The organism is uncultured Sphingomonas sp. (genome assembly GCF_913776855.1).
Taxonomy (GTDB): domain Bacteria; phylum Pseudomonadota; class Alphaproteobacteria; order Sphingomonadales; family Sphingomonadaceae; genus Sphingomonas.
Genome location: NZ_CAJYQD010000019.1, coordinates 1 through 21102 on the forward strand (window position 1 = coordinate 1; position 21102 = coordinate 21102).

Genomic DNA, 21102 nt, shown 5'->3' on the forward strand with positions numbered 1-21102 from the left:
GCTTCGGTCGCCTCAAACATTTCCGACGCTTCGCTACTCGCTACGACCGCCGCATCATCCACTTCACCGGCTTCGTCCATCTCGCCGCTGCCATGATCTGGCTACGATGAATGTCGATCCGGCCTAGGATCGGGCTGCGCGAACCCGCCATTCTCCACCATATCTGCACACCCCGTCCCTCCGCACTCGACACCGGCGTGCCATGACCGTCGGCAACAAGACCGCGAAAGGACCGCCGATGCCCCGCTCGATCAACCTGCGCTTGCTCGGCTGGGCCGGGGCTGCGGCATTGCTCGCCGTGCCGCTCCTTGCCCGCGCGCCATGGACCCCGGCGGATTACGTCTTCGCCGCCGTGCTGCTCGGCGCGGCGGGCGGTGCGATCGAACTCGGCAGCCGGATGTCGCGCGACGTCAGCTACCGCGCCGGCACGCTGGTCGCGGTCGCGGCGGCGGCGCTGCTGCTATGGGTCAACGCGGCGGTCGGCATCTTCGGTAGCGAGGACAATGACGCGAACGTGATCTTCGGCGTGGTCCTGCTGGTTGCGGTGGGCGGCACGCTGCTCGCCCGGCTGCGCGCCGCCGGTGTCGCCCGCGCGATGCGGGCGGCGGCGGTGACGCAGCTCATGGTCGGCATCGCCGGCTGGAGCGCGGGCTGGACATCGCCCGGCACCGCCGGCCTTTACGAAGCGATGATCTCCACCACCGTCTTCGGCGCGATGTGGCTGACCGCTGCCGCGCTGTTCGACCGCGCGGCGGGGGCCTCGGCCCACAGCCGCACTGCCAGCCCCTCGATATAATCCGCCGCCACCGCCGCCGCCTGCGCATCGTACAACGCCGCCAGCGCCGCCGGATCGAGCGCCTTCGCCTGATCGAGCAACCCGCGCCACGGCCCGAGCGACCCCGGCCATTGGTGCAGCGCCACCGCCGCCCCGACCTCGGCCAGCCGGTCGGCCTTGCGCGTCTGCTCGGCGAAATAGCGCCATTCGGGTGCGCAGATATAGGGGCGGCCGACCCGCGCGATCTCATGCACCGTATTATCGCCCGCCGACGCGATCACGACATCGGCGGCGGCGATATGGTCAGTGACGCCATCGACCCAGCCCTTTTCGACCAGATTGCCGAAATCGGTTTCATGCCCTTCACGATGTACCGGCCCGACCACCAGCCACAGCGCATCCGGCACCGCCCGCGCCGCCATGGTCAGCGGGGCATAGGGCGTGCCTGCCCCGCCGCCACCGGTCAGCACCAGCACGACCTCGCGGTCGGGATCGATCCCCAGTCGCGCCCGCGCTTCCGCCTTCGTCGGCACCCTGTCGGTCGTCGTGCAGAGGCCGCCGGTGTAGCAGGTCTTGGCCCGGCCCCAGGCCGGAAAATCGTCCTGTTCGATTGTTTCGTCGAACGGCGCCAGCAGTCCGACGCACGCCTGATACGCGCCCAGATGCCCCGGATCGGTCCGGTCGCCGTGCATCCGGATCTTGATTGCGGGTACACTGGCGATACGCGACAGCAGGGCGATCTCCGCCGACACATCGACCACGAACAGCGCGGGCGCCACATCGTCCAGATGGTCGAGGATCGTGCGCATCGTCCGCCGCGTCGCCTCGACGCCCAGCGGTACGCAGTGCAACACCTCCGGCGTCGGCTGGTCGAACAACGCCGCGGTCGGGACCGGGGCACCGATCATGTTGGGCAGCGGCACGATCTCGACCCGACGGTCGAACCCGTCGAACAGGTCCGGCCGTGCGCACAGGATCGTCACGCGGCGCTCGGGCGGCAGCTCGCGAATGATCGCCATCGCACGATTGGCATGGCCGCGGCCCTGATGATGGATGAAGAACGTAACCGGTCGCAGCGTCATGGCATTCCTCGGAGAAACCCGTCTTGCGCATACCAACGCGGCGGAACCCTTTCCGGCTCCCTGCGTAGCCCCGACAAGCGAAAATTATTTCGGAATCACAATGATTTCCGATGATTCGCATGGGAATAGACGACGCATGATGAGCTGGACGACCCCGCGCCTCGGCCTTACCCTCCTGCGGCGGGGCGATGCGCCGATCCGCAGCATCCAGGTCTATGGCCAGCGTTGCTCCGGCACCAACGTCCTGATCCGCTCGATCGAGGCCAATCTCGGCCGCGATGCCTTTACCGAAGCCTATGGCTTCAAGCACTGGTTCGTGCCCGAACAGATCCTGTTCCCGCGTGACGTCATGGTGCTGGCGGTCGCGCGCGATCCCGTCGACTGGGTGCGCAGCCTCCACCGCCAACCCTGGCACGCGCATCCGGAGCTGAAGGCGCTCGACTTCTCCGACTTCATCCGCGCGCCATGGCACAGCTATTGGGACCGCGAATTCTGGGGGGTCGAGGACGATCATCCGGTGCTGGGGCGCGAGATGCTGCACGAACGCTGCCCCGATACCGGCGAACGCTTTGCCAACCCGCTCGCCAAGCGCACCGCCAAGCTGCGCCACTGGAGCGGGCTGTACGACCGCGCGCATCATGTCGCGCTGCTCAGCCACGAAGCCTTCGTCGCGGACCCCGCCGGGGTCATCGCCGACCTGTCCGCTGCCACCGGACTGACGATGGCCGAACCGTTCGTGTCGCAGGACAGCTACAAGGGGCAGGGCAAGCGGCCGTTCACGCCGACCGCCTATGCCGACATCTCTGACGCCGACCGCGCGCATATCCATGCGTGGCTCGACCCGGCGGTCGAGGCACGGTTCGGCTTCGACATTCCGATGCCGCGGGCGGAAGCGGCGGAGTAGGTTCGCGCGGAGGCGCGGAGACGCGGAGACGTTGCGTTCCGGGCACCGACATCGTGATTGGGAGACGCCTGCTCGGGAGGCAACAGGGAGAGAGGCCGCTGTCGCGGATGCGCTCCGTCCCGAACGCACTCCCTCCGCGTCTCCGCGCTTCCGCGCGAACCCCTATCTTGCTTCTATCCTTGCCCGACGCACCAGCACCGCCAACGCCGCCGTCAACACGCCAGCGACCAAGGCCCAGATCGCCAACCCCTGCCACGGCGTGTACCCCAGCCATTCATCGGCCACCGTCCGCAGATACCCCGGATCGAACCGCTCGCGGAACACCGCCACCGCCAGCGCGCGCGGCTCGCCGCCGGGCGCCGTGATCTCGGCGCTCGCGATCGCCATGTTGAGGACGACCGATCCGGCCAGCAGCACCCCGACTGCCGCCCGCGACCAGCGCGTTGCCTGCGCCCAGAACGCGCCGATGCCGATGCACAGGAACCCGACCGCTGGCAGCGCATGGCGCGGGCCCGTCGCATTGCCGCCGTCCCAGTAGTAATAGCTGGCGTTGATGAGGAACGGCACCGCCGCCCCCGCGACTGCCAGCCAGCCGACCGCGCGCGTCGCCGGATCGCGTACCAGCGCGGCGATCCCGAAAGGTGCGACGATGAGGATCGGTGCGACCCACAACACCCCCCGCCGCTCCCCCACGATCAGTTCGTACAGGACATAGGGCTTGGGGTAGGTCAGCCCGAAAAACCCCTCCTGCATCCCCGCAAAGTCGGTGACACCTGAATAGCCCAGCCGGAACACCGTCCCGAACGCTATCAGGTTATAGCCGACCAGCACGACCAGCGCGCTCGTCCCGACCGCCGCTGCAATGACGACCGTCCGTACCGCTTCCGCGCGCGGCAGCGACCGCAGCCGCCACAGCGCATAGCCGGCGACCGGCAGCCCGGCGATCAGCGCCGAATGCTCGATCAGCACCGCCCAGCCTAGCGCCAACCCGGCCATGACCGCATGACACCACGACCGCCCCGGCCCGGTTCCCCGCCACACGGCCCAGGTCGCGATGACCAGCAGCGCAGCGACCGGCGCATGGCCGAAGATCGTCGTCGACCATCCCCAGACGGTCGTGCCGAGGCCATAGGACAGCGCGGCGACCGCCCCCGCCTCCACATCGGCGGTGATGCCCCGCACCAGATCGTAGAGCAGCATCGCCGCCAACGCGCTCAACACTGCACAGATCGTGATCGCGACCAGCCGGATGCGGATCTTCAGAAAGCGGTTGAATTCACGATTCTCGAACCCCGGCACGAAATCACGGGCGCGCTGTCCCGACACCGCATCGGCCAACAGGACGGCCGGAATGCCCAGCACGGTGATGCCCGGCGCCTTGTCCGAATAATAATGGTCGCCGAAATGCGCCTTGTCGATCGTCAGCGCGGCATATTCGTCGATCGTCGCATCGCCGTCATCGACCAGCGACAGCGTGGCGAACATGCGGACGGCGTTGTTGGGATTGAACTCCCACGACCCGAACCACGCGCAGGAAAACCACACGAGGATCAGGATCGCCCACGCCACGGGATCGCGGCGCAGCGGCGGGGCGGTCGGCATCGCTCGCTCCCCGCCCCGTCCGTCAGAAGACGCGGTTGAGCAGCAGGTACAGCGACCCCGACAGCAGCACCGACACCGGCAGCGTCAACACCCATGCCATCAACAGGTTGCGCACGGTCGACACCTGCAACCCCGACCGGTTCGCCGCCATCGTGCCGGCGACGCCCGACGACAGGACATGGGTGGTCGACACCGGCAACCCCAGGCTGTCGGCGCCGAAGATCGTGCCCATCGCCACCAGCTCGGCCGACGCGCCCTGCGCATAGGTCAGGTGGTTCTTGCCGATCTTCTCGCCGACCGTCACGACGATCCGCTTCCACCCGACCATGGTGCCCAGGCCCAGCGCAAAGGCGACCGCGACCTTCACCCACAACGGGATGAACCGGGTGCCGGCATCCAGCGACCCGCGATATTCGGTCAGGACCTTCTTGTCGCGTTCGGTCAGCGACAGGGTCGATTCCTTGGACAGGCGCTTCACCGCTTCCGAGGTCAGGTACATGTCGTTGCGCATGTTGCCGCTGACGGCGGCCGGCACCTTGGCCAGCGTGCCATATTCGCGAACCTGCTGCTCGATCGCGCCGACCATCGTGGTGACGGCGGGCACGGTTTCGGCAGTCAGCCGGCGTTCGGTGATATAGCGTTCGGCCTGGCGGCGGGCGGTCGCATCGTCGGGGTTCGCCCCGTCACCTTGCGGCGCCAGCACGCGCACGGCGGCCGCGCTGTTGGTCGCGAACTGCGCCTCATATTGCGCGGGCACCGCACGGTTCAGCGCATAGGCGGTGGGCACCGTGCCGATCAGGATCAGCATGATCAGGCCCATGCCCTTCTGCCCGTCGTTCGACCCGTGCGCGAAGCTGACGCCGGTGCAGGTAAAGATCAGCAGGCAGCGGATCCACAGCGGCGGCGGCGTGTCGCCGACCGGCGCCTCGTACAGCGCGCGGTTGCGCACCAGCGTCTTCATGGCGAGGAACAGCAACGCCGCCACCCCGAACCCGATCAGCGGCGAGATCAGCAGCGCCTTGCCCGTTTCCAGCGCCTTGTCCCAATCGACGCCGGCCGATCCGCTCCGCCCCTGCAGGATCGCATTGGCGACGCCGACCCCGATGATCGAACCGATCAGCGTGTGCGACGACGACGACGGAATGCCCAGCGCCCAAGTGGCGAGGTTCCACACGATCGCCGCGATCAGCAGCGCGAACACCATCGCGAAGCCGGACGACGACCCCACCTGCAGGATCAGTTCGATCGGCAGCAGCGAGATGATGCCGAACGCCACCGCCCCGGTCGAAAACAGCACGCCGAGGAAGTTGAAGATACCCGACCACACCACCGCGACATGGGCCGGCATCGAATTGGTGTAGATGACGGTCGCGACCGCATTGGCGGTATCGTGAAAGCCGTTCACGAATTCGAAGCCCAGCGCGATGATCAGCGCCAGCACCAGCAGCGCAAAGGGCATCAGCGTCAGCGGATCGACGCTCGCCGCCGCCGCATCGTGATAGACGTTATAGACGACATAGCCGAGTGCGGCGACGATCGCCGTGGCGAATCCAAACGTACCGGCACGACCGAAGCCGTTGTCCAGTTTCGGGCCGGGGCGTCCATCCCGCTCCAGCGCTGCGCTCGTCATCGAAATTCCCCTGCCGAATGAACGTGCCGCCCTATTGGCGAAGTGTGACAGCTTCGTAGCGCGTCGCACGCCCAACGCGTCGGCATCGCGATCGGGCGATGCGGCCCATAGCGAACCGAATGGGCTTTGGCGATATGATGCGCGAAAACCCCGGTTTCTGCGGCCGGCGTGGCTTCGCCGCCACATCCGACGATCGGATCACGGGCCGCTTGGCGCTTGACGACTCGCCCCGTCCGGGTGCCATGCGACGCCATGGAACCGCGCAAATCTTCCCCGTCCGTCACGCATCGCCGCCGGATCGCGCTCGACGAACGCACCTGCCGGATGATCTGCCCGATCGCCTCGGCCATGGTCGGGGTCTGCCTGACCGGGATCGGGCTGCTGCACGTCACCATCACGCTGCGCGCGCGCCAGACGGTGGCAGACGACCTGCTGTCGGTCGATGCGCTGCTGTTCCTGATCGCGACGCTCAGCAGCTATTTCGCGCTCCGGGTCCAGGGGACGGCGCGGCTGCACTGGCCGGAGCGAATCGCCGATGCGACGTTCATCCTCGCCATGCTGCTGCTGACCGCCGCCTGCTTCATCATCACCTATGCATTGAACGGGTAGGCTCCGCCCGCTCCCTGATCCGCCAACATTACCGATTGTTCAGCGCGCGCTGACCCACCGGCAACCCGCCGGCCGCTATTCCCCGCATCATGAAGGGGAATCGAACGATGCGCGGGCTTGGCGGAATCATGGCGGTGCTGGGCATGGTGGTGACCGTGCCGGCGGGGGCATATGCGCCGATGCCGTCGCCTGCCGGGCTGTGGCTCAGCCCGCACAACAACGTCGCGGTGCGCACCGGGGCGTGCGGACAGCATCTGTGCGGCTGGGTCGTGTGGGCCAGTCCGTCGGCCCGCGCCGATGCGAAGGATGGCGGGGTAGAACGGCTGCTCGGCACCGAACTGCTCGAAAACTATGCGGCCGACGGCAGCGGCGCGTGGACCGGCACGGTGTTCGTCCCCGACATGGGCCGCCGCTTCGCCTCGCGCATCGACCTGCCGAACCCCGATACACTGCGCATTCGCGGCTGCCTGTGGGGCGGCGTAATCTGCCGCAGCCAGAGCTGGTCGCGGATCGAACAGGTGCCCCATGGCTGAGCTGCGCCGCCTGCTCGACCGCTATCGCACGCCGATCGGCGTGCTGGTGGTCCTCGTCCTGATCGCGCTGGGCTTTGCCGCGCTCCAGCATCTGACGCAGGAAATCCGTTTCGCCGATGTGCGCAGCGCATTGCACGACCTGTCGACGGCAAAGATCGTCCTCGCGCTGCTGGCGACCGCCGGCAGCTACCTGGCACTGACCTTCTACGACCTGCTGGCGCTGCACACGATCGGCCGGCCGTTGCCGTGGCGCACCGCCGCGCTCGCCTCGTTCACCAGCTATACGCTCAGTCACAATCTCGGCCTCGCGCTGCTGACCGGCGGGTCGGCGCGCTACCGCATCTACAGTGCCGCCGGGCTGGACGGCCCCGATGTCGCGCGCGTCGTCGCGATCGCCAGCGGGACCTTCTGGGCAGGCGTCGTCAGCGTCACCGGCGTCGCGTTGCTGCTCCATCCCGGCGCGCTCGACCTTGCCGGCCTCACCTTGTCGGCGAACGAGGTACAGGCGACCGGCTGGGGCATCGCCGCGCTGACCGTCCTGCTGCTCGGCGCCTGCGCCGTCGTCCGGGCGCCGATCCGCCTGTTCGGCTTCACCCTGCCGCTGCCCGGCCCCGGCGTGCTGATCCTCCAGATCGCCATCGCGCTGGTCGACATCGCCTGCGCCAGCGCCGCGCTGTTCGTGCTGATCCCCGGCGCCGCGCCCGCGCTGCTGCCCGCCTTCATCCTCGCCTACACCCTCGGCATCGTCGCGGCGGTGGTGACCCATGTGCCCGGCGGCATCGGCGTGTTCGAGGCGGTCGTGCTGGCGGTCGTGCCGATCGACCGCGCGACGCTGTTCGCCGCGCTGATCGCCTACCGCGTCCTCTACTATCTCCTGCCGCTGGGCTTCGGCATCCTCATCCTCGCGTGGCACGAAGGTGCGCGCCAGCGGCGCCGGTCGAGCCGGTTCCTGTCCGGCGTCCGCGCCGTCGCGACCGGCGTCGCCCCGCTCGGCCTGAGCGTCGCGACCTTCATGGCAGGCGCCATGCTGCTGCTGTCCGGCTCGCTCCCCTCGGTCCGCGCCCGCATGGGCGACCTGGCCGCCATCCTGCCGCTGCCCCTGATCGAGTTCAGCTCGATCGCGGCCAGCCTGGCCGGGACCGCGCTGCTCCTGCTCGCCCCCGCCCTGTATCGCCGGCTCGACGGCGCATTCCTCGCCACGCGCACATTGCTGATCGCCGCCGCCTTGTTCTCGATCGGCAAGGGGCTGGATTATGAGGAGGCGACCGCCTGCCTCACCGTCGCCGCGCTGCTGCAATGGACGCGCAGCGCCTTCTACCGCCGCACCGCGCTGACCGGACAGCCGGTCGGCGCGGGCTGGGTCGCATCGGTCGCCGCGGTCATCGGCCTGACCGTGTGGGCTGGCTTCTTCGCCTATCGCCATGTCGATTATTCCGAAAATTTGTGGTGGAAATTCGCATTGCACAGCGATGCCCCGCGCTTCCTGCGCGCGACGCTGGGCGTCGTCGTCATGCTGGCGGGCGCCTGCGTATGGCGGCTGATGTCGCCGACCGCCGCCGCCGCACGCAGCGCGCTTTCGCCGGTCGATTCGGCGACGGTGCGCCGCATCCTCGCCAGCGCGAACCGTACCGACACGATGCTGGCGCTGACCGGCGACAAGCGCTTCCTGCTGTCCGAAGCCGGCGACGCCTTCGTCATGTATCAGGTGCATGGCGCCAGCTGGGTCGTCATGGGCGATCCGGTCGGCCCGCGTGAGGCGTGGGGCGAGCTGCTGTGGAACCTGCGCGACCTCGCCGATCGCGACCAGGGGCGGCTGCTGCTCTATCAGATTTCGTCGCCGGTCCTCGACATCGCGATCGGCATGGGGCTGAGTATCGTCAAATATGGCGAGGATGCGGTGGTCGACCTGACCACCTTCACCCTCGACACCCCCCGCCTGCGCGCGCTGCGCAAGTCGGAACGGGCGGTGGCGCGCAAGGGCGCGACGATGCACATCGTTGCCGCCAGCGAGCTGGGGTCGATCCTCGACGAACTGGAATCGGTGTCCGACGGATGGCTGGAGGCCAAGGCGCAGCGGGAAAAGGGGTTCAGCCTCGGCCATTTCGACCGCGACTATCTGTCGTTCTTCGACATGGCGGTGGTGACGATCGACGACCGTATCGTCGCCTTCGCCAATCTGTGGCTGACCGATAACCGCAAGGAAGCCTCGGTCGACCTGATGCGCCACCGGTCGGACACGCCGCCGGGGACGATGGATTTCCTGCTGGTCAACCTGGTGCTGTGGGCGCAGCAGCAGGGCTATGCCCGCTTCTCGCTCGGCATGGCGCCCTTGTCGGGAATCGAGGATCGTCGCCTCGCCCCCGCCTGGGCCAAGGCGGCGGCGTTCATCTTTCGCCATGGCGAACGCTTCTACGGCTTTCGGGGTCTTCGGACCTACAAGGAGAAGTTCGCCCCCGGATGGGAGCCGCGCTACATTGCCGGCCCCGGCGGCATCGGCCTGCTGCGTGGGCTTCGCGACCTCTCCCGCCTGATCGCCCGGCCGCAGCCCGCGCTCTACCTTCCTCCCGCCCCGGCCGCCGAACGGCTTGGCACCGAACCGAAAGTACCACAGCCATGAACCGTATCGACCGTCGTCGTCGCCTTCGCCGCAGGTTCGGCATCGGCGCGCTGATCGCCGGGCTGCTGGTGCTGCTCGGCCTTGCCGCTCCCTCGCTGCACCTCATCGACAGCCAGTCGCTGCGCTGGTTCGACGGGGGCAAGAAGCATCCCTCGGTCGTCGCGGTCTATATCTCGGGCGACATGGGGCTGCGCTTCGGCCTGGGCAGCGAAGTCGTCCCCGCGCTCGCCGCGCACGGCATCCCGGTGGTCGGCGTCAGCTCGCCGGTCAATTTCGGCACGCGCAAGACCCGCGAACAGGTCGATGCCATCGTCACGAACGCGATCCGCACCGCCATGGCAAAAACGGGGGCGCAGCGCGTCATCCTGATGGGCCAGTCGTTCGGTGCCGACATGGTGTCGGCCACCGCACCCGACCTGCCCGCCGACCTGCGTGCGCGGATCGCCGCGATCAGCGTCGTCGTACCGGCACAGACCGTCTATTTCCGTTCCGACCCGACCGGCATCCTCTATCACGGCACCCCCGATGCCCGCCCGACCGCGACGATGCGCGCGCTGAACTGGGCGCCGGTCATCTGCATCTATGGCCGCGAGGAAGAGGCAAGCCTGTGCCCGACGCTGCGCGGCAGCCATGCGCAGGTCGTCGGCCTGCCCGGCGGGCATTTCCTGCACCATGACGACCAGCTGGTGATCGCCACCATCCTCGCCACGCTGCGCATGGCCGACCGCTCGATCCTCGCCTGATTTTTTGTGCAGCGCACCCAACGTCGCCTTGATCCGGACAAAACGTCCACTTAATAAGGCATCTTCATTAGGATCGCGTCGTGACAGGGCGGCGCGACACTGCGGATCAGCGACCGATGAGCGAGCAACAGCACGACGACCAGCCGGCACAGGACAGCGCCGATCCCAGGCGCGACAATGGCCGGGCCAAATGGATCGTGATCGCGCTGGCCGTGGTCGCGGCGGTCGTCGGCATCTGGTGGTATCTCGACTATCAGAACAACGGGAAGTTTCTTCAGAAAACCGACGACGCGACGGTGCAGGCCGACATGGTGACGATCGCGCCCAGGGTATCGGGCTATGTCGCCGACGTGCTGGTGGGCGAGAATCAGGACGTGAAGGCCGGCCAGCCGCTGGTCCGCATCGATCCGCGCGATGCGCGGGCGCAGGCGGCGCAGGCGGAAGCGCAGATCGCCGTCGCCGGTGCGCAGGCCGATACCGCACGCGCGCAGATCACCGAACAATATGCCGCGATCGATCAGGCGCGCGCCCAGCTGGCCGCCGCCCGCAGCAAGGCGGCCTATGACGCCGCCGAAGTCGCCCGCTATCGCCCGCTCGCCGCATCGGGTGCCGAGACCCGCCAGACGCTGGCCCAGCTGGAGGTGACCGCGCGCCAGTCGGCCGATAACGTTCGTGCCGCCGAAGCTACGGTGGCTGCGCAACAGCGCCGCGTCGGTTCGCTGCAGAGCCAGGTCGCGCAGGGTCGCGCACAGGGACAGGCTGCGCGCGCGCAGCTCGCCGCCGCCAGCGTCGATGTCGGCGCGACCCAGCTGACCGCGCCGATCGCCGGCCGCGTCGGCGACAAGACGGTGACCATCGGCCAATATGTGCAGGCCGGTACGCGCCTCATGTCGGTCGTGCCGCTCGACCGGCTCTATATCACCGCCAACTTCAAGGAAACGCAGCTCGCATTGATGCGGCCGGGCCAGCCGGTCGAGATCGAGGTCGATGCGCTGGACGGCGTACCCGTCAAGGGCCGGGTCGAAAGCTTGGCGCCGGGCACCGGCGCGCAATTCTCGCTGCTGCCGCCGCAGAATGCGACCGGCAACTTCACCAAGATCACGCAGCGCGTGCCGGTACGCATCTCGATCGAGGCCACGCCGGCCGCCCGCCGCCTGCTGGTACCCGGCCTGTCGGTATCGGTCACGGTCGACACCCGCGGCGCGCGCGGCGAATTGAAGCAGCTGCGCGAGCAGGCGGAGCGCTGAGATGGCCAGCGCGGGCGTGACCACCGCCCCGCCGCAACAGCGTGCCGACCTTGCGGCATGGCTGGCGGTCATCGCGGGCAATCTCGGCGCGCTGATGGCGACGCTCGACATCTCGATCGTCAATTCCGCGTTGCCGACCATCCAGGGCGAAATCGGCGCCAGCGGGACCGAAGGGACGTGGATCGCCACCGCCTATCTGGTCGCCGAGATCGTCATCATCCCAATGGCCGGCTGGTTGCAGCGGATGCTGGGGATGCGGACCTTCCTGTTGATCGCCGCCGCGCTGTTCACGGTCTTCTCGGTCATCTGCGGCATTGCCACCACCCTGCCGATGATGATTATCGGCCGGGTCGGACAGGGGTTCACTGGCGGGGCGATGATCCCGACCGCACAGACGATCATCGCCCAGCGCCTGCCCCCGCACCAGCAGCCGGTCGGCATCGCGGTGTTCGGCGTGACCGCCATTCTCGGACCCGTACTGGGGCCGCTGGTCGGCGGCTGGCTGACCGAAAATATCAGCTGGCACTATGCCTTCTTCCTGAACGTGCCGATCTGCGCGATCCTCGTGACGCTGCTGCTGGTCGGGCTGCCGCATGAAAAGGCGAAGCTGCACCTGTTCCGCGAGGCGGACTGGCTGGGCATCGCCGGCCTTGCGCTGGGTCTCGGCGGCCTCACCGTGTTCCTCGAGGATGGGCAGCGCGAACAATGGTTCGATTCCGAACTCATCCGCTGGATGGCGTTCACCAGCGCGATCGGCTTCGTCCTGCTATTCTGGGGACAGGCGACCGCGAAACGCCCGATCATCAAGCTGAAGCTGCTGCTCGACCGCCAATTCGGCGCGGTCGCGCTGATGGGGGTCGTGCTGGGCGTCGTCCTCTACGGCACCAGCTACGCCATCCCGCAGTTCCTTGCGGCGCTGGCCGATTATAACGCGTTGCAGGCGGGGAAGGTCGTGCTGCTGTCGGGCATCCCCAGCCTGATCCTGATGACGATGGTCCCGATCCTGCTGAAGCGGATCGACATCCGCATCGCAGTGTCGATGGGGCTGCTCATCATGGGCAGCGCCGCGCTGCTCGATGCGAACCTGACCGCGCAGTCGTCGGGTCCCGACTTCACCGCGTCGCAGTTGCTGCGCGGCGTCGGGCAGATTCTGGCGATGCTGTTCCTCAGCCAGGCGTGCGTGCGTTCGGTCCCGCCGGAGGATGCCGGCGACGCCTCCGGCCTGTTCAACGCGTTCCGCAATCTCGGCGGCAGCTTCTCGCTCGCCGGCATCTCGATCCTGCAGGACCAGCGGATGTATTTCCATTCGCGCCGGATGGAGGAGACGCTGAACGCCAACAGCCCCGATGTGCAGGCTTATATCGCCCAGCTCGGCCGCGCGGTCGGCGATCCGGCGGCGGGGCTGCGGCTGTTGTCGCAGCAGATTTCGGCCGAGGCGCTGACCATGACCTACAACGACATCTTCTGGATCATGGGCATGGGCACCTTCTGCGTCCTGCCCCTCGTCCTGTTCCTCCGGCCCCTGCCAAAGGGCGCCAAACCGGCGACGGTGCATTGATGACGACGCGAAGCCTTTCCCTGACCGCCCTGCTGCTGCTCGGCGCCTGTACCGTCGGCCCGGACTATGCCGGCCCGCCCGCCACTGCATCGGACGCGGTACAGCGCGGCCGCTTTGCGCGCGCGACCGATGCCGCCTTCACCCCCGCCCCCGGCCTTGCGCGCTGGTGGGAGGGGTTGAACGACCCGTTGCTTGACCGGCTCGTCGACGACGCGCTGGCGCACAGCCCCAGTATCGACCTCGCCCTCGCCCGCGTCCGCGAGGCACAGGCCCAGTCGACCCAGCAGCGCGCATCGCAATTGCCGAGCGTCAGCGCGAACGCCACCGTCATCGGCGCCGAACTGCCCCCGGTCCAGCCGGGCAGCGGCGGCACCAGCGTCCAGTTCTACAATGTCGGCGCCAATGCCAGCTGGGAACTCGACCTGTTCGGCGGCGGGCGACGCCGGAACGAACAGGCGCGTGCAACCGAAGCGGCGCGCGTCGCCGATCTCGCGGACGTACAGGTGTCGCTGTCGGCCGCCGTCGCACAGGCCTATGTCGCGCTTCGCGACGTGCAGGCCCGCATCCGCTTGAGCGACGCGACGACCCGCCTGCAACAGCAGCAGCTGGCCCTTACCCGCCAGCGCCTGGCCGCCGGCACCGCGTCGCAACTGTCGGTCGAACGGCTCCAGACCCAGCTGGAAAATACCCAGGCACAGGCGATCCCGCTGGCGGCGCAGCGCGACGAATATTGGAACCAGCTGGCGGTGCTGACCGGCCGCACGCCCGGCGCGCTCGACGCGACGCTGGCCCCGGTGGCACCGGTGCCGCTGCCCCCGGCGCAGGTCGCGGTCGGCGATCCCGCATCGCTGATCGCACGCCGCCCCGACGTCCGCGCCGCCGAACGCCAGCTCGCCGCCGGCACCGCCGGGATCGGCGTGGCAAAGGCGCGCGAACTGCCCGGCATCCGCTTCCTCGGGTTGCTGGGGCTGGGCGGCACCTCCCCCGGTGACGTGTTCGACTTGGGCAATATCGCCGCCATCGCCGCGCCGTCGCTCAGCTGGTCGTTCCTCGATTTCGGCAAGAACCGCGCCGCCACCCGTGTCAGCGAGGCGCAGCGCGATCAGGCCGACGCGACCTATCGCAAGACCGTGCTGGACGCGTTGCAGGATGCCGAAACCGCGCTGTCGCGTTATGGCAACAGCCGCCGGCAGCTGGGCCAGCTGGTGCAGGCGGAGGCGACCGCGAAGCGCGCCACCGCGCTCAACCGGCAGCGCGTGACTGCCGGCACCACGACGCTGATCGACCAGCTCGATGTCGAGCGGCAGCAGCTGTCGGCGACCGGCGCCGTGACGCAGGCCCGCGCCCAGCTGACCCAATATTATATCGCGGTGAACAAGGCGCTGGGCCTCGGCTGGACCGATCCGGTCAGCGCGGACGCAGGCCGTTCAGCAACAGCCGCAACGCCACCTGCACCTGCACGCTGACCTCCTCGTCCGACAGGAACGGCTGCACCAGGCTGCTCGCCATGCGGATCGTCAGCACCAGGTCGCGCGGCGAGATGTCGTCGGCGACCTCGCCGCGCGCCTGTGCCGCCGTGAGCGCCGGGGCAAGGATGCGCTCCATCCGCCCGCGCAGTTCCTGGAACCGGCCGATATTGGCATGGTCGAGGTGCAGTTCGGCAGCGATCCGTGCGAACAGCGCCAGCGATTCCGCGCCGGCGCGCACCAGCTGCTCGATCGTCTCGCCAATCGGCAGGCCGGGGTCCAGCATCGCCTCAAACCGGTCGGCCCCGCGCGAAAAGATCGCGAGCGCCAGCGCGGCCCGGTCGGGGAAATTGCGATACAGCGTCGCGCGTCCGACCCCGGCGGCGGCCGCGATCGTCTCCAGCGGCACGCCATAGCCATAGGTGGTGAAGCAATCGGCGGCCGCGGCGATCAACGCATCGCGGCGCAGCGCGGCATCGCGCCGCGGCGCGCGGGTCGGCCGTGGCTCGGCATCGTCGGTCATCTTGCGGCTTTATCGGGAAAAAGGGGTGGCGTCATCGGGGAGGATAACTCCCCCCCAGTCAATCCCGCGAAGGCGGGAGTCCATAGACGCTACCTGTGCGTTTCCTGCCGAAACGTCGGCGTCTATGGATTCCCGCCTTCGCGGGAATGACGAGCGGGTTGCCACCAACTGGCATCGACCGCCCCAACCGACTACACGCCACCCATGACCCACGCCGCCGCCCCTGCCGCGCCCGCGACCGCCCGCGCCGAACTCGCCGCGACGCTGCGCCTCGCCGCGCCTTTGGTCGGGGCGAACCTGTTGCAGATGGCGGTCTATGCCGTCGACGTGGTGTTCGTCGCACGGCTGGGCGAGGTCGAACTCGCTGCCGCGACGCTGGGCGTCTATGTCTATAGCGTCATCCTGTTCGCCATGTCGGGGCTGGTCGGGGCCGCCGCGCCGATCATCGCCGCCGAACTCGGCCAGCGTCGCCATGCGGTGCGCGAAGTGCGCCGGTCGTTCCGTATGGCCGCGTGGATCGCGGTCATCGGCAGCGTGCCCTTCATGGCCGTCATGGCGCATGGCGAATCGCTGCTGCTGCTCGCCGGACAGGATGCGCGGGTCGCGGCGCGGACCGACGCCTTTCTCGACATCCTGCTCTGGGCGATGATCCCGGCGCTGGCCGGCACGGTCATGCGGATCACCGCCTCGGCGCTCGGCCGGCCCGGCTGGGCGATGGCGATCACCGCGATGGGCCTCGCTGTGTCGGTCCTCGTCAACTGGCTGCTGGTGTTCGGCAATCTGGGCTTTCCGGCGCTCGGGCTGGAGGGGTCGGCGATCGCGAGCCTCACGACCGCGACCGCGATGATGCTCGCCTATGCCGCCGTCCTCGTCATCGACCGGCGGCTGCGGCGGTTTCGCCTGTTCGGCAACTGGTGGCGCGGCGAAGGACCGCGGCTGCGCCAGATCGTCGTGCTGGGCGTACCGATCGCTGCGACGATGACGTTCGAGGGCGCACTGTTCTCCGCCGCCGGGTTCCTGATGGGCCGGATCGGCGTGACCGAAGTGGCCGCCCACGCCATCGCGTTGCAGATCGCCGCCTTCCTCTTCCAGGTGCCGTTCGGCATCGCGCAGGCAGCGACGATCCGCGTCGGCCTCGCCTATGGCGCGCGTGACCGGCTGTGGATCGCCCGCGCGGGATGGTCGGCGCTGGCGGTCGGCTCCGGCTTCATGGGGTTCACCGCACTGACGCTGTGGCTGTTCCCGCGCGCCTTCCTGTCGGTCTATGTCGATACGCAAGCGCCCGCCAATGCGGCGATGATCGCGCTGGCGCTGCAATATCTGGCGATCGCCGCGATCTTCCAATTGGCGGACGGGGCGCAGGCGGTGGCGGCGGGCGTGCTGCGCGGGGTGCAGGATACGCGAGTGCCGATGGTGATCGCGCTGATCGGCTATTGGGCGGTCGGCTTCACTGTTTCGGTGGTGCTGGGCTTCTGGACGCCGCTCACCGGCGTCGGCGTGTGGATCGGCCTCGCCTTCGGCCTGGTGGTCGTCGCGTTGCTGCTGGTCGATCGGTGGCGGCGGCGCGAAAGACTGGGACTGGTGCGGCCTGTCTGAACCGCGCCACGCTCCGACTGCAAAATTGTTCCCCGGCGCCTTGACGCTCGCTGAACGCCTTCACATATCCGGGGCGCTGGCACTCCTTCCGGGCGAGTGCCAAGACCTGTTCAGTTAACGCAAAAGGGAAATCGCGCATGAACTTCCGTCCGCTGCACGACCGCGTGCTCGTCCGCCGCGTCGAAGCCGAAGAGAAGACGCTCGGCGGGATCATCATCCCCGACACCGCCAAGGAAAAGCCGCAGGAAGGCGAAGTCGTCGCCGCCGGCGCCGGTGCCAAGAACGACAAGGGCGAAGTCGCCCCGCTCGACGTCAAGGCCGGCGACCGCATCCTGTTCGGCAAGTGGTCGGGCACCGAGGTGAAGGTGAACGGCGAAGACCTGCTCATCATGAAGGAATCGGACATCCTCGGCATCGTCGGCTGAGCGACCGGTTCTGATCCCGTCACACTTGCGTCGCGAGTGTGAACTTTGTGAACTTTGACATCTGGAAAGGGTAGCCACCATGGCAGCCAAGGACGTAAAATTCGGTCGTGACGCCCGCGAACGCATCCTGCGCGGCGTCGACATCCTCGCCGACGCGGTGAAGGTGACGCTCGGGCCGAAGGGCCGCAACGTCGTGATCGACAAGAGCTTCGGCGCGCCCCGCATCACCAAGGACGGTGTGTCGGTCGCCAAGGAAATCGAACTGAAGGACAAGTTCGAGAACATGGGCGCGCAGATGGTGCGCGAAGTGGCCTCGAAGACCAACGACATCGCGGGCGACGGCACCACCACCGCCACCGTGCTGGCCCAGGCGATCGTTCGCGAAGGCATGAAGTCGGTTGCCGCCGGCATGAACCCGATGGACCTGAAGCGCGGCATCGACATCGCCGTCGCCAAGGTGGTCGAGGACGTGAAGGGCCGTTCGAAGCCGGTGTCGGGTTCGTCGGAAGTCGCGCAGGTCGGCATTATCTCGGCCAATGGCGACCGTGAAGTCGGCGAAAAGATCGCCGAGGCCATGGAAAAGGTCGGCAAGGAAGGCGTCATCACCGTCGAGGAGGCCAAGGGTCTCGAATTCGAACTCGACGTCGTCGAAGGCATGCAGTTCGACCGCGGCTATCTGTCGCCCTACTTCATCACCAACCCGGAAAAGATGCAGGTCGAACTGAACGACCCGTACATCCTGATCCACGAGAAGAAGCTGTCGTCGCTGCAGGCGATGCTGCCGATCCTCGAAGCGGTGGTGCAGTCGGGCCGTCCGCTCCTGATCATCGCTGAGGACATCGAAGGCGAAGCGCTGGCGACCCTCGTCGTCAACAAGCTGCGCGGCGGCCTGAAGGTCGCGGCGGTCAAGGCGCCGGGCTTCGGCGATCGTCGCAAGGCGATGCTCGAAGACATCGCGATCCTGACCAAGGGCGAAGTCATCTCGGAAGACCTCGGCATCAAGCTCGAAACCGTCACCCTCGGGATGCTCGGCACCGCCAAGCGCGTCACGATCGACAAGGACAACACCACCATCGTCGATGGTGCCGGTGAAGCCGATGCGATCAAGGGCCGCACCGACGCGATCCGTCAGCAGATCGACGTCACCACGTCGGACTATGACCGTGAAAAGCTGCAGGAGCGTCTCGCCAAGCTCGCCGGCGGCGTCGCGGTCATCAAGGTCGGCGGTGCGACCGAGGTCGAGGTGAAGTAGCGCAAGGACCGCGTCGACGACGCGCTGCACGCGACCCGCGCAGCCGTCGAAGAAGGCATCGTCCCCGGCGGCGGCACCGCGCTGCTGTACGCGACCAAGGCGCTCGACGGCGTGACCGGCGTGAACGACGACCAGACGCGCGGCGTCGACATCGTTCGCAAGTCGCTGACCGCGCTGGTGCGTCAGATCGCGCAGAATGCCGGCCATGACGGTGCGGTCGTCTCGGGCAAGCTGCTCGACCAGAGCGACACGTCGTTCGGCTTCAACGCCTCGACCGACCAGTATGAGAACCTGGTCGCCGCCGGCGTGATCGACCCGACCAAGGTCGTCCGCACCGCGCTGCAGAACGCGGCCTCGGTCGCCGGCCTGCTCATCACCACCGAAGCGACCGTTTCGGAACTGCCCGAGGACAAGGCTCCGGCCATGCCCGCCGGCGGCGGCATGGGCGGCATGGGCGGCATGGACTTCTGATCGAATGTGGCCTGCGCGAGCGATGGCTCGCGCAGGACTCACATCGATCCGGCCGGCGGGTGTCTGTCACCCGACCGACGCGCGGCGGCTTTGCCGTCGCGCGATCCAGCCTCAAGAAAAAGGCCGGAAGGGACTCCCCCTTCCGGCCTTTTTTCACGTCAGCCATATCCAGGTTAACCACCCCGAAACCCTGCACCCCTTACGCAGGCAGCAGAAGGGATCACCTAACCATGCGATCAGGATGCAGGGGCTGCCGCGACGACCAGCCCGATTTCGCGATCGCGATGGCGTTTCAGCCGATCGTCGACGCCGATACCGGCCTGCCCTTCGCCTATGAGGCACTGGTCCGCGGCGAGGGCGGCGAGAGCGCGGCACAGGTGCTGGCACAGGTCACGCCCGACAATCGCTACGCCTTCGACCAGCAATGCCGCACGGCGGCGATCGAAGGCGCGGTCGCGGCGGGCATCCTGTCCACCGGTGCGCGGCTGTCGATCAACTTCCTGCCCAATGCCGTCTATTCCCCTGTTGCCTGCATCCAGGCAACCTTGGCGGCGGCGCGCACCCACGCTTTTCCCACCGACCGGCTGATCTTCGAATTTACCGAGAATGAGGAGATGGCCGACACCGGCCATGTCCGCACGATCGTCGAAACCTATCGCGCGATGGGATTCGCCACGGCATTAGACGATTTCGGCGCGGGCCATGCCGGGCTGGGGCTGCTCGCCAATTTCCAGACCGACTATCTGAAGCTCGACATGGACCTGATCCGCGGCATCGACGTCAACGTCCCCCGCCGGCTGATCGTCGAGGGCATGGTGCGCATCGCCACCGCGCTCGGCATGACGATCATCGCCGAGGGGATCGAGACGGCGCAGGAATATGCCGTGCTGCGCGACCTCGGCATCCGGTATATCCAAGGCTATCTGCTGGCCCGGCCTGGCTTTCGCACCCTGCCCGACATCCTCCTGCCGGCACCGTTGCTCGCCGCCTGACCTACCGCGCCGGCTTCCAGACCTGCGTCTGGCAGAAGAACGCGATGCAGCCCTGCACCTTCAGCGATCCGTCGCCATTCTTCGACACGATCGACTTGTAGCTCTTGCCGTTGCGCGGGTCATAGATGCGCCCGCGCCAGTCGCTGCCGGCATCGGCAAAGCCCGACAGGATCGGCATTCCCAGGATCGGCCGCGACCGCAGCGCAGGGTCGCTGTTGTTGACATCGGTGGTGGGCGCGCCCGGCGTTGCCTTTACAATGCGAACCAACCGCCCGCACAATTTGTCACCGCAGCGCGCGACCTCGATCACACCCGCGCCGTCCTCGGTCAGATAGCGTCCGGTGATCGGCGTAGCGGCGAGTGCCGGGGTCGCCAGCGCGACCGCCGTTACCGCCAGCGCGCGACCGATCACTTGAAATTATCCGCATAGGCCTGCAGCTTCAACGTCCGCTCGGGTGCGGGGATGACATGGAACGCGATTCCCTCGCGCGTCGCATAGTCGGTCGCCGCGTCGAGCGACGGGAATTTCAGCTTCACCTGCTCGCGCGTATCGCCAGACCCCGCCCAGCCGGTCAACGGATCGGCCTGCTTCGCTTCGGCCGGCTCGAATTCCAGCATCCAGGTGTGCGTCTTGGCGCGACCCGACTGCATCGCGTTCTTGGGGATCTGATAGATACGGGCGTTGGGCATCGAGCTAACCTTGTAAGCAATCGCTTGTTCCCGCCCTGCATAGCAAAGCCCGCGCGGCTTTCCAGCAGAGTCGCGCTACCGTGGCGCACGAATCGCTGTTTCAGATACCAAATGGCAAGGGCGATGACGATTCTTACACACTTTTCGCCAATATCCACGCAATTCCGCCACGGTCGCCCATTATTGCACTTGCGATCTATTATCATTAAGGGCGGCTTTAGGGTTGTTTTGCCTGTCAAAACGCCGTAAAGCGCCCGCGTCGCGGCAGGACCGCGTCCGACTTGCTACGGAGAGAGACGTCTTGGCTCGCAAGAAGATCGCGCTGATCGGCGCTGGCAACATCGGCGGGACCCTCGCCCACCTCGCCGCCCTCAAGGGGCTGGGCGA

The 21102-nt window shown here is 67.7% G+C and carries 18 protein-coding genes and 2 pseudogenes; 14 read left to right on the forward strand and 6 right to left on the reverse strand.

Features of this window, described 5'->3' with window-relative positions; genetic code table 11:
• Together QZ755_RS04580 and QZ755_RS04585 are read left to right on the forward strand one after the other, a co-directional pair.
• A pseudogene (locus tag QZ755_RS04580) lies at positions 1-110 on the forward strand (IS5/IS1182 family transposase); the annotation flags it as partial.
• A gap of 92 nt (positions 111-202) precedes the next feature.
• Positions 203-796, forward strand: coding sequence for a hypothetical protein (locus QZ755_RS04585; RefSeq protein WP_294320214.1), 594 nt, complete (start codon positions 203-205; stop codon positions 794-796).
• Here the strand turns inward: QZ755_RS04585 and QZ755_RS04590 are convergent.
• Entirely contained in the window at positions 679-1857 is a 1179-nt protein-coding gene (locus tag QZ755_RS04590) for a glycosyltransferase (RefSeq protein WP_294320216.1), read from the reverse strand. The two genes, QZ755_RS04585 and QZ755_RS04590, sit on opposite strands and share 118 nt — an antisense overlap.
• A 136-nt stretch (positions 1858-1993) precedes the next feature.
• Here QZ755_RS04590 and QZ755_RS04595 point away from each other — a divergent pair, with 136 nt between their 5' ends.
• Complete coding sequence (locus QZ755_RS04595; protein WP_294320219.1) at positions 1994-2761, forward strand: hypothetical protein; 768 nt, start codon at positions 1994-1996, stop codon at positions 2759-2761.
• A 162-nt stretch (positions 2762-2923) separates the two neighbouring features.
• Here the strand turns inward: QZ755_RS04595 and QZ755_RS04600 are convergent, their stop codons facing one another.
• Positions 2924-4363 carry a hypothetical protein gene (locus tag QZ755_RS04600; RefSeq protein ID WP_294320221.1) on the reverse strand — a complete coding sequence of 480 codons (1440 nt, stop codon included), beginning with the start codon at positions 4361-4363 and terminating at the stop codon, positions 2924-2926.
• Between the two features lie 22 nt (positions 4364-4385).
• On the reverse strand, positions 4386-5993 hold the full coding sequence (locus QZ755_RS04605; RefSeq protein ID WP_294320222.1) for an inorganic phosphate transporter: 1608 nt from the start codon (positions 5991-5993) through the stop codon (positions 4386-4388).
• Between the two features lie 252 nt (positions 5994-6245).
• On the opposite strand from QZ755_RS04605, the gene QZ755_RS04610 reads away from it, so the two are divergent.
• The 7 genes from QZ755_RS04610 to QZ755_RS04640 all read left to right on the forward strand — a co-directional run bounded on the left by QZ755_RS04610 (position 6246) and on the right by QZ755_RS04640 (position 14766).
• Positions 6246-6602: a hypothetical protein gene (locus QZ755_RS04610; RefSeq protein ID WP_294320224.1), complete on the forward strand. Its 357-nt coding sequence runs from the start codon at positions 6246-6248 to the stop codon at positions 6600-6602.
• 89 nt (positions 6603-6691) lie between these two features.
• Positions 6692-7135: a DUF2147 domain-containing protein gene (locus QZ755_RS04615; protein WP_294320226.1), complete on the forward strand. Its 444-nt coding sequence runs from the start codon at positions 6692-6694 to the stop codon at positions 7133-7135.
• On the forward strand, positions 7128-9752 hold the full coding sequence (mprF, locus tag QZ755_RS04620) for a bifunctional lysylphosphatidylglycerol flippase/synthetase MprF (RefSeq protein WP_294320228.1): 2625 nt from the start codon (positions 7128-7130) through the stop codon (positions 9750-9752). Before QZ755_RS04615 ends, mprF begins: the two co-directional genes overlap by 8 nt.
• Positions 9749-10495: an AcvB/VirJ family lysyl-phosphatidylglycerol hydrolase gene (locus QZ755_RS04625; RefSeq protein ID WP_294320229.1), complete on the forward strand. Its 747-nt coding sequence runs from the start codon at positions 9749-9751 to the stop codon at positions 10493-10495. Before mprF ends, QZ755_RS04625 begins: the two co-directional genes overlap by 4 nt.
• Positions 10496-10611: 116 nt before the next feature.
• Positions 10612-11742, forward strand: a complete 1131-nt coding sequence (locus QZ755_RS04630; RefSeq protein WP_294320231.1) for an HlyD family secretion protein — start codon at positions 10612-10614, stop codon at positions 11740-11742.
• Between the two features lies 1 nt (position 11743).
• On the forward strand, positions 11744-13300 hold the full coding sequence (locus QZ755_RS04635; protein WP_294320234.1) for an MDR family MFS transporter: 1557 nt from the start codon (positions 11744-11746) through the stop codon (positions 13298-13300).
• Positions 13300-14766, forward strand: a complete 1467-nt coding sequence (locus tag QZ755_RS04640) for an efflux transporter outer membrane subunit (RefSeq protein WP_294320236.1) — start codon at positions 13300-13302, stop codon at positions 14764-14766. The genes QZ755_RS04635 and QZ755_RS04640 overlap by 1 nt, the downstream gene beginning before the upstream one ends.
• Here the strand turns inward: QZ755_RS04640 and QZ755_RS04645 are convergent.
• Positions 14708-15289 carry a TetR/AcrR family transcriptional regulator gene (locus tag QZ755_RS04645; protein WP_294320238.1) on the reverse strand — a complete coding sequence of 194 codons (582 nt, stop codon included), beginning with the start codon at positions 15287-15289 and terminating at the stop codon, positions 14708-14710. The genes QZ755_RS04640 and QZ755_RS04645 overlap by 59 nt on opposite strands.
• 204 nt (positions 15290-15493) lie before the next feature.
• On the opposite strand from QZ755_RS04645, the gene QZ755_RS04650 reads away from it, so the two are divergent.
• The 4 genes and pseudogenes from QZ755_RS04650 (at position 15494) to QZ755_RS04665 (ending at position 20025) form a co-directional block, all read left to right on the forward strand.
• On the forward strand, positions 15494-16885 hold the full coding sequence (locus QZ755_RS04650) for an MATE family efflux transporter (RefSeq protein WP_294320241.1): 1392 nt from the start codon (positions 15494-15496) through the stop codon (positions 16883-16885).
• A gap of 137 nt (positions 16886-17022) precedes the next feature.
• Complete coding sequence (groES, locus tag QZ755_RS04655) at positions 17023-17310, forward strand: co-chaperone GroES (protein WP_066692772.1); 288 nt, start codon at positions 17023-17025, stop codon at positions 17308-17310.
• Positions 17311-17389: 79 nt separating this feature from the next.
• Positions 17390-19033: pseudogene (groL, locus tag QZ755_RS04660) on the forward strand (chaperonin GroEL).
• Between the two features lie 230 nt (positions 19034-19263).
• Entirely contained in the window at positions 19264-20025 is a 762-nt protein-coding gene (locus QZ755_RS04665; protein ID WP_294320242.1) for an EAL domain-containing protein, read from the forward strand.
• Between the two features lies 1 nt (position 20026).
• On the opposite strand, the gene QZ755_RS04670 is transcribed toward QZ755_RS04665, so the two are convergent.
• Positions 20027-20437, reverse strand: a complete 411-nt coding sequence (locus tag QZ755_RS04670) for a DUF2147 domain-containing protein (RefSeq protein ID WP_294320244.1) — start codon at positions 20435-20437, stop codon at positions 20027-20029.
• Positions 20434-20715 (reverse strand): ETC complex I subunit, encoded by a 282-nt coding sequence (locus QZ755_RS04675; RefSeq protein ID WP_294320246.1) that lies wholly within the window; start codon positions 20713-20715, stop codon positions 20434-20436. The genes QZ755_RS04670 and QZ755_RS04675 overlap by 4 nt, the downstream gene beginning before the upstream one ends.
• Positions 20716-21102 lie beyond the last annotated feature (387 nt).

What these genes read in the sequence shown, in the direction of transcription:
- QZ755_RS04585 (WP_294320214.1), top strand. Translation starts at nt 203, where the DNA reads ATGACCGTCGGCAACAAGACCGCGAAAGGACCGCCGATGCCCCGCTCG.
- QZ755_RS04590 (WP_294320216.1), bottom strand. Translation starts at nt 1,857, where the DNA reads ATGACGCTGCGACCGGTTACGTTCTTCATCCATCATCAGGGCCGCGGC.
- QZ755_RS04595 (WP_294320219.1), top strand. Translation starts at nt 1,994, where the DNA reads ATGATGAGCTGGACGACCCCGCGCCTCGGCCTTACCCTCCTGCGGCGG.
- QZ755_RS04600 (WP_294320221.1), bottom strand. Translation starts at nt 4,363, where the DNA reads ATGCCGACCGCCCCGCCGCTGCGCCGCGATCCCGTGGCGTGGGCGATC.
- QZ755_RS04605 (WP_294320222.1), bottom strand. Translation starts at nt 5,993, where the DNA reads ATGACGAGCGCAGCGCTGGAGCGGGATGGACGCCCCGGCCCGAAACTG.
- QZ755_RS04610 (WP_294320224.1), top strand. Translation starts at nt 6,246, where the DNA reads ATGGAACCGCGCAAATCTTCCCCGTCCGTCACGCATCGCCGCCGGATC.
- QZ755_RS04615 (WP_294320226.1), top strand. Translation starts at nt 6,692, where the DNA reads ATGAAGGGGAATCGAACGATGCGCGGGCTTGGCGGAATCATGGCGGTG.
- mprF (WP_294320228.1), top strand. Translation starts at nt 7,128, where the DNA reads ATGGCTGAGCTGCGCCGCCTGCTCGACCGCTATCGCACGCCGATCGGC.
- QZ755_RS04625 (WP_294320229.1), top strand. Translation starts at nt 9,749, where the DNA reads ATGAACCGTATCGACCGTCGTCGTCGCCTTCGCCGCAGGTTCGGCATC.
- QZ755_RS04630 (WP_294320231.1), top strand. Translation starts at nt 10,612, where the DNA reads ATGAGCGAGCAACAGCACGACGACCAGCCGGCACAGGACAGCGCCGAT.
- QZ755_RS04635 (WP_294320234.1), top strand. Translation starts at nt 11,744, where the DNA reads ATGGCCAGCGCGGGCGTGACCACCGCCCCGCCGCAACAGCGTGCCGAC.
- QZ755_RS04640 (WP_294320236.1), top strand. Translation starts at nt 13,300, where the DNA reads ATGACGACGCGAAGCCTTTCCCTGACCGCCCTGCTGCTGCTCGGCGCC.
- QZ755_RS04645 (WP_294320238.1), bottom strand. Translation starts at nt 15,289, where the DNA reads ATGACCGACGATGCCGAGCCACGGCCGACCCGCGCGCCGCGGCGCGAT.
- QZ755_RS04650 (WP_294320241.1), top strand. Translation starts at nt 15,494, where the DNA reads ATGACCCACGCCGCCGCCCCTGCCGCGCCCGCGACCGCCCGCGCCGAA.
- groES (WP_066692772.1), top strand. Translation starts at nt 17,023, where the DNA reads ATGAACTTCCGTCCGCTGCACGACCGCGTGCTCGTCCGCCGCGTCGAA.
- QZ755_RS04665 (WP_294320242.1), top strand. Translation starts at nt 19,264, where the DNA reads ATGCGATCAGGATGCAGGGGCTGCCGCGACGACCAGCCCGATTTCGCG.
- QZ755_RS04675 (WP_294320246.1), bottom strand. Translation starts at nt 20,715, where the DNA reads ATGCCCAACGCCCGTATCTATCAGATCCCCAAGAACGCGATGCAGTCG.